The organism is Methylosarcina fibrata AML-C10 (assembly GCF_000372865.1).
Taxonomy (GTDB): Bacteria; Pseudomonadota; Gammaproteobacteria; order Methylococcales; family Methylomonadaceae; genus Methylosarcina; species Methylosarcina fibrata.
On the sequence record NZ_KB889965.1, the window covers coordinates 4,032,820 to 4,045,884 of the forward strand.

Annotated in this window: 17 protein-coding genes; 13 read left to right on the forward strand and 4 right to left on the reverse strand. The window is 53.3% G+C overall.

Features of this window, described 5'->3' with window-relative positions; translation table 11 throughout:
- Positions 1-9 precede the first annotated feature (9 nt).
- The 3 genes from A3OW_RS26100 to A3OW_RS28720 all read right to left on the reverse strand — a co-directional run bounded on the left by A3OW_RS26100 (position 10) and on the right by A3OW_RS28720 (position 995).
- Positions 10-417 carry an IS4 family transposase gene (locus tag A3OW_RS26100; RefSeq protein ID WP_026223733.1) on the reverse strand — a complete coding sequence of 136 codons (408 nt, stop codon included), beginning with the start codon at positions 415-417 and terminating at the stop codon, positions 10-12.
- Between the two features lie 41 nt (positions 418-458).
- Entirely contained in the window at positions 459-749 is a 291-nt protein-coding gene (locus tag A3OW_RS29160) for a transposase DNA-binding-containing protein (RefSeq protein WP_083918249.1), read from the reverse strand.
- 108 nt (positions 750-857) lie between these two features.
- The gene (locus tag A3OW_RS28720) at positions 858-995 is read right to left on the reverse strand and encodes a hypothetical protein (RefSeq protein WP_232422407.1); all 138 of its coding nucleotides are present in this window, start codon (positions 993-995) and stop codon (positions 858-860) included.
- A 23-nt stretch (positions 996-1,018) separates the two neighbouring features.
- Between A3OW_RS28720 and A3OW_RS28905 the strand changes: the two genes are divergently transcribed.
- Together A3OW_RS28905 and A3OW_RS0118970 are read left to right on the forward strand one after the other, a co-directional pair.
- Positions 1,019-1,147: an MFS transporter small subunit gene (locus A3OW_RS28905; protein WP_020565038.1), complete on the forward strand. Its 129-nt coding sequence runs from the start codon at positions 1,019-1,021 to the stop codon at positions 1,145-1,147.
- Positions 1,148-1,332: 185 nt separating this feature from the next.
- Positions 1,333-2,148: a M90 family metallopeptidase gene (locus A3OW_RS0118970; protein ID WP_033412864.1), complete on the forward strand. Its 816-nt coding sequence runs from the start codon at positions 1,333-1,335 to the stop codon at positions 2,146-2,148.
- 13 nt (positions 2,149-2,161) lie between these two features.
- On the opposite strand, the gene A3OW_RS0118975 is transcribed toward A3OW_RS0118970, so the two are convergent.
- On the reverse strand, positions 2,162-3,202 hold the full coding sequence (locus tag A3OW_RS0118975) for a winged helix-turn-helix domain-containing protein (RefSeq protein WP_020565040.1): 1,041 nt from the start codon (positions 3,200-3,202) through the stop codon (positions 2,162-2,164).
- A gap of 402 nt (positions 3,203-3,604) precedes the next feature.
- Here A3OW_RS0118975 and A3OW_RS0118985 point away from each other — a divergent pair, with 402 nt between their 5' ends.
- The 11 genes from A3OW_RS0118985 to A3OW_RS0119045 all read left to right on the forward strand — a co-directional run bounded on the left by A3OW_RS0118985 (position 3,605) and on the right by A3OW_RS0119045 (position 12,937).
- Entirely contained in the window at positions 3,605-4,135 is a 531-nt protein-coding gene (locus A3OW_RS0118985) for a hypothetical protein (protein WP_020565042.1), read from the forward strand.
- On the forward strand, positions 4,135-6,000 hold the full coding sequence (locus A3OW_RS0118990; protein ID WP_020565043.1) for a VWA domain-containing protein: 1,866 nt from the start codon (positions 4,135-4,137) through the stop codon (positions 5,998-6,000). Before A3OW_RS0118985 ends, A3OW_RS0118990 begins: the two co-directional genes overlap by 1 nt.
- A 27-nt stretch (positions 6,001-6,027) precedes the next feature.
- On the forward strand, positions 6,028-6,762 hold the full coding sequence (locus A3OW_RS0118995; RefSeq protein WP_033411800.1) for a hypothetical protein: 735 nt from the start codon (positions 6,028-6,030) through the stop codon (positions 6,760-6,762).
- A 515-nt stretch (positions 6,763-7,277) separates the two neighbouring features.
- Positions 7,278-7,574, forward strand: a complete 297-nt coding sequence (locus A3OW_RS0119005) for a hypothetical protein (RefSeq protein WP_020565046.1) — start codon at positions 7,278-7,280, stop codon at positions 7,572-7,574.
- 415 nt (positions 7,575-7,989) lie between these two features.
- Positions 7,990-8,823: a hypothetical protein gene (locus tag A3OW_RS0119015; RefSeq protein ID WP_020565047.1), complete on the forward strand. Its 834-nt coding sequence runs from the start codon at positions 7,990-7,992 to the stop codon at positions 8,821-8,823.
- Complete coding sequence (locus A3OW_RS0119020; protein ID WP_020565048.1) at positions 8,820-9,323, forward strand: siphovirus Gp157 family protein; 504 nt, start codon at positions 8,820-8,822, stop codon at positions 9,321-9,323. Before A3OW_RS0119015 ends, A3OW_RS0119020 begins: the two co-directional genes overlap by 4 nt.
- A gap of 63 nt (positions 9,324-9,386) precedes the next feature.
- On the forward strand, positions 9,387-9,650 hold the full coding sequence (locus A3OW_RS0119025) for a helix-turn-helix domain-containing protein (RefSeq protein WP_269746799.1): 264 nt from the start codon (positions 9,387-9,389) through the stop codon (positions 9,648-9,650).
- A 126-nt stretch (positions 9,651-9,776) separates the two neighbouring features.
- Positions 9,777-9,992, forward strand: a complete 216-nt coding sequence (locus A3OW_RS0119030; RefSeq protein WP_020565050.1) for a (2Fe-2S)-binding protein — start codon at positions 9,777-9,779, stop codon at positions 9,990-9,992.
- Between the two features lie 161 nt (positions 9,993-10,153).
- Complete coding sequence (locus tag A3OW_RS0119035) at positions 10,154-10,783, forward strand: DUF47 domain-containing protein (protein WP_020565051.1); 630 nt, start codon at positions 10,154-10,156, stop codon at positions 10,781-10,783.
- A gap of 10 nt (positions 10,784-10,793) precedes the next feature.
- The gene (locus A3OW_RS0119040) at positions 10,794-11,906 is read left to right on the forward strand and encodes an inorganic phosphate transporter (protein WP_020565052.1); all 1,113 of its coding nucleotides are present in this window, start codon (positions 10,794-10,796) and stop codon (positions 11,904-11,906) included.
- Between the two features lie 446 nt (positions 11,907-12,352).
- Entirely contained in the window at positions 12,353-12,937 is a 585-nt protein-coding gene (locus tag A3OW_RS0119045; RefSeq protein ID WP_020565053.1) for an HdeD family acid-resistance protein, read from the forward strand.
- Positions 12,938-13,065: the final 128 nt, after the last annotated feature.

The following is a 13,065-nucleotide window of genomic DNA, read 5'->3' on the forward strand; positions in this document are numbered from 1 at the left end:
CTCATCTCGTTATACACAACTTCCCGTCTCCCGCAGCGCCCGTATTCCCAAAGCGAAGTCCATGACGCGCTGGAGGCCGATCCGGAGTGTTTTGGCGCCGGGTTCGCCGTCGCCTTTGCGACCTGGAAATCCGCCGAAGCTGGCTACCACGCGGATCACTTCGTTCAGAGGCGGTGGCGTGTCCGGCCGCGGCTTGCCATTCTTCACGGTCGAATATCGCTTCGCAGACCATCTCCGGGCAAGCCCTGCCCAGCCCCGCATCAGGTAACCGATCCGGCACTCAGCCATCCTATACAACGTTGGCGCCGGTTCGATACGCGATAGGGTCGACATCTGTAAAGCTTCGACTTGGCAGCCGTTTTTTAGGATATTGAAGAACCGTTCGATTTCCCAACGGCCGCGATACCCATCGATCAAGGTCGCGCCTTAGGCCAGCGCCAGGGCCGCCCGGTTACTCATCAGCCGCCATGCCAATGCCTTCTCGCCAGCCGGCGGATCGATTTCGCGGGCCAACAGCGCCGTGATTTCGAACCTCCCGCGTTTCCCGTCGGGTAAGCACACGCGTAGGCAGCGCAGTTTCTGGATGATATGGCGCCCTTTCCGTCCTGCGTGCGGCGGCAGGTAAAAATGGTCTCCGCCCGTCCGCCGCAGGCTACCGGAATGCTTGCACTGGGATTGGCGGTGTCAATGGCCAATAATGTCCCCGATCGCTTGTTCAACCGTTTATCTCCCAAATCGATTTCTGACAATTCTTCACCCGCCTAGCGCATCTCTATGTTTCCCTGAATTCAAACAGGCGGTAGCTTATCAGCATAGCGGATGTTGTGTATCGAGATGCCTTAGCGTTTTGACCAAACTCATCCAACATTGCCAAAGGCTGCTTCAACATCTCGCAATACGGTTAGGTTAGCAGTGAGGATTTTTCCGGCCGGGCTTTTCGTTTCATCGCTCACCTCTGTTATAGTTTCGGTTAAACTGGTTTTTAATTTATCCATCCCTCTGAAGAAGATAATCCGGCATGAAATCGAACCGATCTGCTCAACGCACTCATTCCGTCTGGCTGATGCTGTTCTGGCTCTACGTCGCCGTTCCCTTGGGCTGGGGCGTATGGTCGACCCTGAAAAAGGCGCTCGCGTTGTTTAATTGAGCTTTCGTATCGTCGAAAGACGGCAATCGGCCATACCGCTTTGATGGCCGCCAAGAAGCGGATCTTTCATGGAGCATTGAAATCCGATGATGTCGAATTTTAGCGGAAAGGATTATTGAAAGGCGTTGTTGTCAGTCAAGTCAAAGCCTGAAAAGAGCGTGGGGCCAGACAATGAGTCAATGACCATGAATATTTTCAAGCGTTTACGAATCCGCCATATCCTGCGCCGCTATCCCGTTCCGTGCGATTTGTGGCGGCAAGCCGTCAAGACGCTTCCTGTTGCGCAGGGGCTTTCGGCGGTGGAAAAAGCGCATCTGCGCGAACTGGCCACCTTGTTTTTGCGCGACAAGAAATTTTCCGGCGCCCAGGGGCTGCAATTGACCGATGCGATGTGCCTGACGATTGCGGTGCTGGCCTGTCTGCCGGTGCTCGGGCTTGGGTTCGGCTGTTTGTCGGGCTGGACCGAAGTCATCGTCTATCCGGAAGCGTTTCGGGTTGCCCGGGAAGAACCGGACGATGCCGGCGTCGTGCATTTTACGGAGCAGGAACTGGACGGAGAATCCTGGTCGCGCGGGCCTTTGATCCTGTCCTGGCAGGCTATCGAACAGGACCTCGAAGACAGCCGCTCCGGACGCAACGTCGTCATTCACGAGATCGCCCATAAACTGGACGTGTTGAACGGCCCCGCCGACGGCTATCCGCCGCTGCATCGGTTCATGGACCTCAAGCAATGGACTCTATCTCTCGCTACCGCTTATCGAACTCTGGTGCGCCAAGTCGAGCGCCATCACCACCCTTGCCTGGATCCGTACGCGGCCGCCAGTCCGGCCGAGTTTTTTGCGGTCGTCAGCGAATATTTTTTCTGCGCTCCGGACATACTGCAAACGCACTTTCCCGAGGTTTACCGGCAATTGCAGCTTTATTACCGGCAGCATCCTTTACAGCGTAACCGGTCTGAGACGGACAAGGTTCAATCGAATGGGACGATAGATCAATTTTAGAGAGTTCGGGTTTTTATCGTTTCTGCAACGACAATTCCCGAAACACACTTCGATAGGCTAATTCACTGCGCATCTGAGCCAAGCGGCGGGCTCCGGCCCGGTTCTCTTCGGGGCGGAAGCTGATTATCATCAGCAATCTCGTAGGTGAGCTTCTCGACCCCAAAAAATTCAGCAAGTCCAGCGTAAATTTATCGCTCCACTGCGAATTGTCGAGGATCAATATAAAAGTGGATTCGCTGCCCAGCCTTTCGAAAAAATTGGCTCCTTCCCGCAGCATGCGGGCTGCTTTGAGTTGCGGAAGAGGGCTTCGGAAGGAGCCGATTACTTCAGGCTCCAGCACATTGGCTACCTGTTGCAGCCAAGTCGGAGCAAATTGATATAAAAATTCAATCAGTGGCTTTCCTCCTGGCTTCCGGCATCGGCGTTCCAGGGCTTCGAGCAGAGGCAGAAAAGGTTCGGCGGCTCCATTCAACGGCACGCATCGGGCGCGCAGAAGAGTAAATTCATGATGGCCGATCTCGGTCAGGAACCTTTCCAGCAGCGCGGTTTTTCCCGTTCTTCTTTCACCGTTCAAAAAAATCAGCCGACGGTCGCCTTCCGTTGCCTGCTCGAAAGTTTGAAGTAATTGGTCCAGTTCGGCTTCGAATTGCTGCCTGTTTTCGGGAATGCCGGGCTGCGGCCGCAACAGGATGCCTTCGGTCCGGAGCATGGGCTCGATTGCCTGAAGGCCGTGTTGAACGGCGACTTCGGAAACAAAGCGGTAACCACGCCGGCAGGACGTCAGAATGTAGCTCGGTGTTTTTCGATCGTCATGCAAGGCTTTACGCAAGATGTTAATGGCCAGCCTCAATGCCGTATCCTCGACGATTCGGCCCTGCCATACCGCATCGAAAAGCTCTTCCTTGGAAATCAGACGGTCGGGATGCTGCAAAAAATACAGCAGCAACCGGTAAATCTTCGGCTGCAAGCTGACGATTCCGCTTTCCGAGCGTAACGACTGGGTGTCCGTATCCAGAAAAAACGACCCGAATGCGTAAGTAATTTTCTGTTCCATAAGAGCAAAGCCCTCGGTTTGTTATTCGAGCTATGGAGAGGGTTAACAGATTAATAACAATTTGCTAACAATTTGCTAACAAATTACAAAAGCGAAATGAGTATACTAAAAAGCGGGATTTAAGGAAAAATTAAGTTTAGTGTGATTGCAGCAATAAGAGTCTGGCCGTGAAAGAAAAGTAAATCGAAGGAAAAACAAGGAGTAAGAGGAGATGGCTAAATTTATTTCAAAGAAGAAACAGTCGATCGGCGGAATGAATAATCTGTTTCTCGACAAGAGGTACGGCAAAGCTTGGCTAGTAGTCAGCCATGTTGAAACGAAAAGCTAGAACCCACCAGATCTACGAGGTTTTAAAAACTTCGTAGGCCTTTATTACCATGTTGACTGACTAGCAGGTTAAGCATGAAACGAACGAATGTGTCCCTTATTCTGCTCTGTTTCGTTTGGGGCACAGTCTTGGCGCAAGGCTCGTCGGTGGAGTCCTCCCTCACCGAAGACGGTTCCAAAGCCTTGCGGGAGCACCTTGCGCTTGCGGCTAAATACCCGGCCGATTTCGGTTTCTCGAATGCAGACGAGGCGCGCTCGGCTCGCCTGGGTTGGGCATACCCTTATTATTCGCTGGACGAATGGGCTTCTTTGATCAAGAAGCCTTTGCAAGCCATTGCAGCGGAAACCGATGTTCCGCCGAGGAGGCTCATCGAAGTGCTGGGGGCGGATAAAACGCCCCGCTGCGTTTTCATCCAGGCGCGTCTGAAAAACGGGCAGTGGGGTCCCGGCGTATTGGGGTTTCGTAATTTGGCCGGCGATCTGACGAATCTGGCCAGGCATCCTCGGCGTTCTTATTTTGTTCTGCTGGTCGATCCGAATACGCGCCGATTGTATTTTGCGGATAAAACGAATCCGGACAAGTATTTTAGATTAGGAGAAAAATAATGAAAAAATCTTTACTTTCCATGATGGCCGCTCTGTTTCCACTGATCGTGCTTGCGGATGCCACTTCTGGGGCGTTACAGAACCGCGGCCAGGAAATGTCAAATTGGTGCTGGGCAGCGAACTCCGAAATGCTGCTGGACTGGCACGGCAATGAGACCGGCCAGACTCAGATCGCCGATTTTGCCGTGGCCGGAGCGAATGTCGGTAATTATCTCAGCGCAGACGGTTGGGGGCCGTTCAAAATACCGGGTACCGATATCGTCTTCTTTCAAAAAGGTATAAAACAGGTGCTCGAACACTTCGGCCCCATCAAGAGCGACGTGCAAAATTCGGCGCTTTCCGAAAACGACGCCAAGGATTTTCTCGATCGGGGCAAGCCGTTTATCGTCCGCGAGGACTGGTCCGGCGGCGGAGCGCATGTGTTGGTGGCCAAAGATTATGCCGGCTCGGATTTTAAAATCGAAGATCCGTGGCCGTTGAATGGCCAACCGGCGCCGGGTAACCCCGGAGTTTCCGCATCGGTCGCTTATTCAACGCTCACGGGAACGACGCCGGATTACAGATCTGTCGTCTTCGGGTTAAGCGGCGGGAATACCTGGACTGAAACGTTAACCCTGGGCAAATCGCTCGATATCGTCTTTTTGATCGATTCCACGGGAAGCATGGGGCCTTACATCAGCAACGTCAAAAGCCAGGCCACTGCTTTGGTATCCGACTTGAAGTCGAAATTCGAAGACTTGAGAATCGCCGTCGTCGAATACCGCGACTTTCCGGAGTATCCCTACGGCGATTCCGGCGACTACATTACCTCGGTCAAGACCTCCTTTACCGACGACACGGATAATGCGATCGCCGCGATCGATTCGATTTCGGTCGGAGGCGGCGCCGATATTCCCGAAGCCTTGTTTTCGGCTGTAGAGCGTACCGCGACGGGAGCCGAGATTGGCGGTTGGCGGACCGGCAATAACGTATCCCGTCATATCATATTGATGGGCGATGCGCCGGGCCACAGTCCGGAGCCCTGGACCGGCGGCAAATCGCTGGACGATTGCAAAACGGCATTGCAAAATCCGGATCATCCGGCGAGCGTGCAGGCGGTGCACGTCGGCTCTGACGACTCCGCCGGCGCGGACTTTTCGGCCCTGGCTGCCGTCAATAACGGCCAGAAAGTATCGACGATCAGTGCCGATGACGTCTCGGGGCTGATTTCGGGCCTGATCGAGGACATTTCGAACGGCCGCTTTCCGATCCATGAAACCAAAAATCCCTATCCGGTCTTCACCTGGCCTCCTTTGGGCAGCCCGATGGCTTCGTCTCCGATGCTGAAGAGTTTGTCGGTCGAACTCGAATTCAACGATCCGGTAAGGAGCTGGCGTAAATATAAAACGATCAAAGTGAAAGACTTGGGTGCTACTTCCATTACCGCCAACAAGCTTTTGCCGGTCGGCGAATATCGCTGGCGGCTCAAAGGCAACACCAAATCCGGTAAATTTTTATATCCGGACGCAACGGAAGCCAAATCGGAGAAACTCGGCAAATTTGTCGAAGAGGCGTTCACTACGTTTAATCGGCTCTCGAATGCGCCGGGACCGATTACCAAGTTTTCCTCGACGTGCCCGTTTTCAACTGGGGCGGCCTATGATGTTTACTTTGAGAAAGATCCGGATACCGAAGTGTACGCTGTTAAGCGAATCAGCCAGTCGGGCAAGGAAAAAATCTTTAAATTTAAGCCCAAGAAACTTGTTGAAGTCGAAACGGGCGTTTTAAGCGCCACTCTCAAAGTCGGGAAAAACGAGAATTTCTGCTGGTACGTTCAGGGGTTGAACTACGATCGGAAAAAGGTTGATCCGGAAGCTTTTAACTGAGTTTATTGCAGCCCATCCAGGTGAATCATGAAAACTATTGTCGTTATTGCACTCTTCATGGCGGCCATTCTGATCCGGCAGTCGGCCGACGAACAGCCGAAGGCCATGCAGGCCACCAAGGCGTCTTCCGGCCATAAAACATCGGGCTGGAAGCCGCCGGCAATGGCCGAAAACTTGTATCAAACGGCACTGTCAAAACCGATGGAAGCCGTTGTCGGCGCTCAACCTCTTCATTCGAAGCGAAAGATACTCGAAGAGCCTTTGACGGAACGGATTCGCTCCATTACGCAGGCAGCCGAATATCTCGACGAACAGGACGGTTTTGACTTGGCACAGGCCGGTATCCATGGCGATCGCAGTCGAGATTCCGGAAAAAACGTCTCGTTTAATGAAAGCTTTGCGGATAGAGAGAGCGGCTCCTGGGAGAATCCGGGGGCCGAACCGAATATTGGCGAGCTGCGGGAAACCCTGTTCGCTTCGGATAGCGATCTGGAAACCAAACAGGATGTTCTTGCCAATATTGAATCGTTGATCGAAGACGATAATGATTTGATCCATTTCCTGAGACAGGTGATCGAGGATGGCTCGCAGCCGGACGATTTGCGTGCCCAGGCGTTGAGCCGGCTCGCGGATTTCGGAATGGAGTACGTACGCAGATACGGCAACAGCGGAAATGAAGAATTGTTGAGCGAGCTGGATTTATTGGAACGGATTGAATTGTCCAGAGTGCAAAACAAGGAGGAAGATGATACAAAATTGTAGAGCTCCGGGATAAGCCTCAGCTTCCCGGCGCTATTCGACCTTCCCATCCATCGTGCCGTTAAATTGAAGTTGCGCTATCGGGAGTGACAAGACTTGCCATGCCAATGATGGGGCTTGTGGCAAAGCGAGTTTTATCACTCTCAGGAAATCCATGACTTTGATCCTCCCGATTCGCGGCATTGCCGCTAGGCATTTTCAGGTGCGCGCCTGACGCTGCCGTCCGGCTCTTCCTGCTCGAAGTGATTGTTTTCATGTGATCGCTACAGCGGTTACACCACGGCGGAAGCTCTTGTAAATCATTAAATAATTAATTAAACATATGACATGTTTTTGTTGTATAATATGAATATATTCATAAATGGCTCAGGTTTATCTTGAGCTGATACGCTTTCGAACAGGAGACAACAGGAATAGTTTCGGGAGTTGGACTCCTCTTTATCGAGCTCGAGGGATGAAGAAAAGCGTCTCATGTTATGAATATTTTCATAAAATTTGGGTTTTTTTGAGGTTTGCAAATGTCCATCCATAGCATGGAGAAACAGCGGCGGGCGGTCAGCGTGGTGAAAACCGCGTTGTTGAGTCGGGGCATCAACGACCGTTCCGTTTGCGTCTCCGTCGAAAGCGAAGTTTGCGGGAATGGCCGTCGCCACGCAGCGGCTGCCGTGTTTGTTTCAGCGCCGAGCGGTTCGAATGTCGAGCCTTGTTATGAAACCGGCAGGACGATTGCCGAAGCGGTGAGGAACCTGATCGATTCCCTCAAAGGACGAACGAGCGGCGCTAAAACGGGAACTTCCGAAATAGCGCCGTTCTAAAACAAGCGTTGTGCGAACCGAGGTAGCCGCCTCGGCTCGCACGTTCCCAAATTCGCACATTCAGGAGTCTTCAGAGTATGACAATACAACCGAAAAATCAAGTTAAACCGTTGTTCTTGTAGGATAAAACGCTGGCGATCCCAAGAAAATGCCGGTCTTTCGGCCGCTTCTCGATGGGCTTTTCAGAGAATTGCCGCCGCCCTGCCTGCGGCGGCGGCAAGGGTAACGGAGCCGGATGCAAGCCGGAGCCAACGTTCCGATAATGAACCAACGGATTTTCATTCCATTTGCGGAAAACGGTCCGGCCGTTCCGTAACGACTCTCTTCCGACGGAAGACAGTTAAAATCTCGGCGGGTAGGGTAGCCGCCCGATCCGTCCGATTTTTTTCAATCGCACATTCAGGTGTTTTTTATTATGAATTCAAAAGTCAATGCATTGGCGACCAGAACCGATGTAGAAAGCCGAGTGAAAACCAAGCGAGGCGTCATTGCCTCGAATCCGCTCGATCTGCCGGCGGAAACGTTTAAAGAAGGGCTGGACCGCCGCAAGCAGAACCGCGCCGCCTTGATGGAATGGATACGTGACGCCTTGATCGACGGCCTGGATTTCGGCAAGGTCCACGTCGTGCCCAGGAGTAAATGTTCGGCCGGCAAGCTGTGTACGAATCCGGCCCATTTCAGCAAGCCCAGCCTGTTCAAGCCGGGTGCCGAGAAAATCTGCGGCATGCTGGGGCTGACCGTGCGCTATCCGACGCTGAACGATTATGAAAAAGCTGCGCTCACCGGAACTCAGTTGAGCCAGATCATTATCCGCTGCGAAATTGTCGACGCGTCGGGCCGCGTCGTCGCCGACGGCGTCGGGGCGAGGATCATCGCCCAAGACAACGGCGACATCAACAAGGCATTGAAGATGGCCGAGAAATCCGCTCACATCGACGCCACGCTGCGGATGGCCGGGCTGTCGGAAGTGTTCACCCAGGATATTGAAGACATGATGCAAAGAACGGAAGCCGAAAGCATTCAGCAAGCGGAAATTCTGTTCAGCCAAGAGGGTTTCGAAGGCATCAGCAAGGAGCAGTTGCTGAAGCTCGAAGCCAGAATCAAGGAGCTCAATCTGGACCGGGACCGGGTCAAGGAATGGATGTACAAGGCATCGCATCAACGGTTCAGCAATTTTCTGGAATTGAACCAGGACTTTTACCGAAAACTTTATGACCGGCTCGACAAATTGGCCGGAGCAGCAACATGAGCAAAATGACCCTGTACGATTTAAGCACGAATTACTGCCAGGCCCTGGACTTTTTGACCGATCCGGAGCTCGATTTGCCCATCGAAGCTGTCAACGACACGCTGGAGTCCTTGAGCGGCGAACTGGAAGACAAGGCGGTCAACGTGGCCAAATTTCTGCGCAACATGGAAACCATGGCCGAGGCGATCAAAAACGCCGAAGCGGCCATGGCTAAACGGAGGAAAGCCTTGGAAAACCGGGCGCAATGGCTGAAATATTATTTGAAGGACAGCATGGAGCGGACCGGCATCACCGAGATCGAATGCCCGTATTTCAAGCTGTCCGTGCAAAACAACCCGCCGGCGGTGCACGTTCTCGACGAAGATGCGGTGCCCGCCGAATTCAAGGAGCAGGTCGTCAGTTGGAAAATCGATAAGGCCGCGATCAGGAAGGCGGTCCAGGCGGGAGAGAACGTCGCCGGCGTCAGCCTTGCCAACGGCACGCGCTTGGTGATCAAGTAATTTTACTTACGGAAAGAGCCGTTTTTATGGCTCTTTCTCATCATTAATTTGGACGAATTATGAATCTGTTCATATAATAAGGAGGCTTGCAACCGATTAAGGAAAGACCTGATGCGAATTGGCGATATCTTGAAGAGTAAAAGGACGGCTCTCGAGCTGACCCAAGAGGATCTGTTCAATCGCTCGGGCGTTACCCAGTCGATGATCAGCAAACTGGAGAAAGGCAGAACCGAAAACGTTTCGATCGACGTGCTTAGAAAACTGGCCAAAGCACTCAATTGCCTGCTGATCGATCTGCTTCCGGAAGAAGACAAAACCAGAAATTGAGTTTCTAATCCATCGGATCCATGAACTTGCTCTTGCTGCCTGAGCCTCGAACTCTTTCCTGTCCTCCACGAAGACTCCCGGCTTTTTGAGAAGAAAGCGCCGGCATCTTTTCCTCAAGGACTTCCGATGACCCCTCTCAATCCGGACAGAAACAAGGACGTCGTCTGCCATTGCAGCGGCACTACTCGCCGGCAAATCACCGCATTAATCGATGACGGCATTGATCATCCGGAAAACATATCGCGAATGACCGGCGCCGGCGCCGGCTGTGGCGCTTGCGAAACCGTCATTCTGGATGTATTGTCCGAATATTCCCAAAGCGCCGCAAAACCCGGCGGCTGACCGATTTTCCGGCCCTGCGGCATTGCCACGAAGGGCTTTTGTCCCTTTGCCGCAGGCGGCTGTGGCTTCCCGGCGGCTTAAAGCTCTCCGGCTTTAGCGAAGAGAATATGAGATAATGAGGGAAAAATAATAAATGCCTTACGGATCATCAAGGAAAAAACATGTTTTCATTACAGACCATCTTCGGCAAAGGGGATAAATTCTACGGCCTGCTCGAAGCGAGCGCGGAATCCGCACGGTCGTCGGCCACGGCGTTGATCGAATTGCTCAGTACGCCGGCATCGCAGCAATCGCTGGAAAAATTCAAACAGGCCCGACGCCGGGAAAAGGATTTGTTCGCACAGATCAGCGAAGAACTGGTCAACACCTTCGTGACCGTGCTCGACCGCGAAGACATCGAAGCACTGAACGGCGCGCTTTATAAAATTCCCAAAGTCGTCGAAAAGTTCGCCGAGCGTTATACTCTCGCGCTGGCCAGAATCGGAGAGGTGGATTTTACCAGCCGCGCCGCCATGCTCGAGCAGGCCTGCGAAGTGCTGGAGCAAATGGTCAAACTGTTGCGCAAAGGAATGGATCTGGATCAGATCAAAAAACTAAACGACCGGCTGCAAACCATCGAAGGCGAAGCCGACCGTCAGATTCTGGAACTGTATCAGGACGCTTACACCCACGAGTCCGATCCGATCCGGTATCTGATCAAAATGAATTTGTTCGAAATTCTGGAAAAAGCGATCGACCGCTGCCGCGACGCCGGCAACGTCATCTATCACATCGTCCTGAAGAATTCTTAAAAGGCCTGCCATGCTGACTCTGCTCTTGCTTGTCATTCTGGCGGCGTTGGTCTTTGAGTTCATCAACGGATTTCACGATACCGCAAACTCGATCGCCACGGTGGTCGCCACCAAAGTCTTAACCCCTACCCAGGCGGTCATTCTCGCCGCGGCAACCAATCTGGTCGGCGCGCTGTCCGGCACGGCCGTGGCTAAAACCATTTCCTCCGGCCTGGTCGATACCGGGCTGGTGACGATTACTTCCGAAGTCTTGATTTGTGCATTGATCGGCGCCATCGTCTGGAACCTGATCACCTGGGCGCTGGGCTTGCCGTCCTCTTCCAGCCATGCTTTGATCGGCGGTTTGTGCGGCGCGGCGCTGGCGGCCGGCCATAACGATTTCGACGTATTGATCTGGTCGAAAACCGCATCCGTATGGACGGAAAACAAGGGACTGCTCTGGAAGGTTTTGATTCCGATGGTGACTTCTCCTCTGGCGGGATTTACCTTGGGCGTCGTCATCATGGGCGGTCTGATGGCCCTCATCAGCGGTTTGAACTCCGCCGGCGGCGTAGCGGCGCGCTCGGTGCGGCCGAAATGGATCAATATCGTATTCGGCAAGGCCCAACTGATTTCGGCCGGTTATATGGGCTTTGCCCACGGCAGCAACGATGCGCAGAAAACCATGGGCATCATCGCCTTGTCGATTTTTGCCGCCAACGGCGCCGGCACGCTGGAGCAATTGCCGGCCTGGGCCGAATTCCTGCGTCCGGGCGGCGGAGAAAAAGACATCGATACCTGGATCATCGTCACCTGCGCGCTGGTCATGGCGTTGGGCACGGCCGTCGGCGGCTGGCGCATCATCAAGACCTTGGGTCACAAAATGGTGAAGCTGCATCCGATCAACGGTTTCGCGGCAGAAACCAGCTCGGCGACCATCCTGCTGACGGCGGCGCATTTCGGCATGCCGGTCTCGACGACGCACAGCATTTCCACCGCGATCATGGGCGTGGGCTTCGCCAAAAATCCGCATGCCCTCAGGTTGTCCGTCATCGAGCGGATCGTTTGGGCCTGGCTTTTCACCATTCCGGCTGCGGGCGGTCTGGCCTGGAGTTTGGTGAGCTTATTGTTGCTGCTTCGGTAGCGGCTTCATTTCCTCCCGTATTTGATGTTTTCGGTCCAGAGAAATAACCCTGCCGGGTAGGGACGAATTCATTCGTGCTCTCAGGGTATTCGCCCAGGTTGGCACCGAAGGCAGGTCCGGTCGTCTGCCCCGGCAGGCTGCCATTTTCCCTCCGGCTGTTTGTCCTTGGCACAAGTCCTTCCGAATCTTAAGTCCTCCTCGCTGCTGCGTTAACTTTACCGTATTCATGCAAACCACTTCCGGAATTCAGGGTCTATTGAATCAGGGGGGGGGGAGGCTCTGCCGCGGAGTTTTAATGATGCGTCCGGAATGTTACTGTGAAAGTTATCAATGAGTGAAAAATGCAGCCTCGATGCAGCGAAGCGGAATCGAGGAATTTCGCCCCCTCTATGATGGCTTCCATGTTCCTGGGTGATGCACGAGTTTCATGATCGTTAGGAGGAAAGATGAATCCCAATCAATACATCGACGTCGAAATGCAACAGATGCAACAGGAAATGCTCCGATATTTCCGGACGCGGTGGAAATTTTTTTTGGCGGAGGGCATTTTTTTTGTGGTGCTCGGCTTGATTGCCATGGTGGTTCCCCGGATCGTTTCGGTCGCGATTGTTCTGTTTTTAGGTTGGCTCATTTTGTTCGGAGGTATTGTCCAGATAAGCCGGGCTCTGATGTTTCGAGCGATGCCCGGTTTTTGGGCCTGGCTCTTCATGGGCCTCCTGCAGGGGATCGTGGGTTATTTGTTTCTTGCCAGGCCGGTCGCCGGAATACTGACCTTGACGATGCTGATCGCGGTGTTTTTTGCGCTGGAAGGCATCGCCAAAATTTATCTGGCTTTGATGCTGCGCCCCTTGCCGAATTGGGGATGGGTTCTTTTCAGCGGCATCACCGCGCTGGTTTTTGCCGTCATCGTGTCGGTCTTCTGGGCGGAAGCCTCGCTATGGCTGTTGGGGTTGTTGTTCGGAATCAATATGATTTTTCTGGGCGCATCGCTGGTTAAAATCAGTCTGAATTACAAAGAAAGCGGCCAATAAGTCCGCTCTGCCTTCGACTCCCGGCCGGCTTCAGTACGGACGGGGAGAAGAAGGATTCCTGTTGTGTCCGGGAATGAGTTGGCCTACCATCTTCCGAGCCGAATGTCCAAGCGGACGTTTTTTTATGT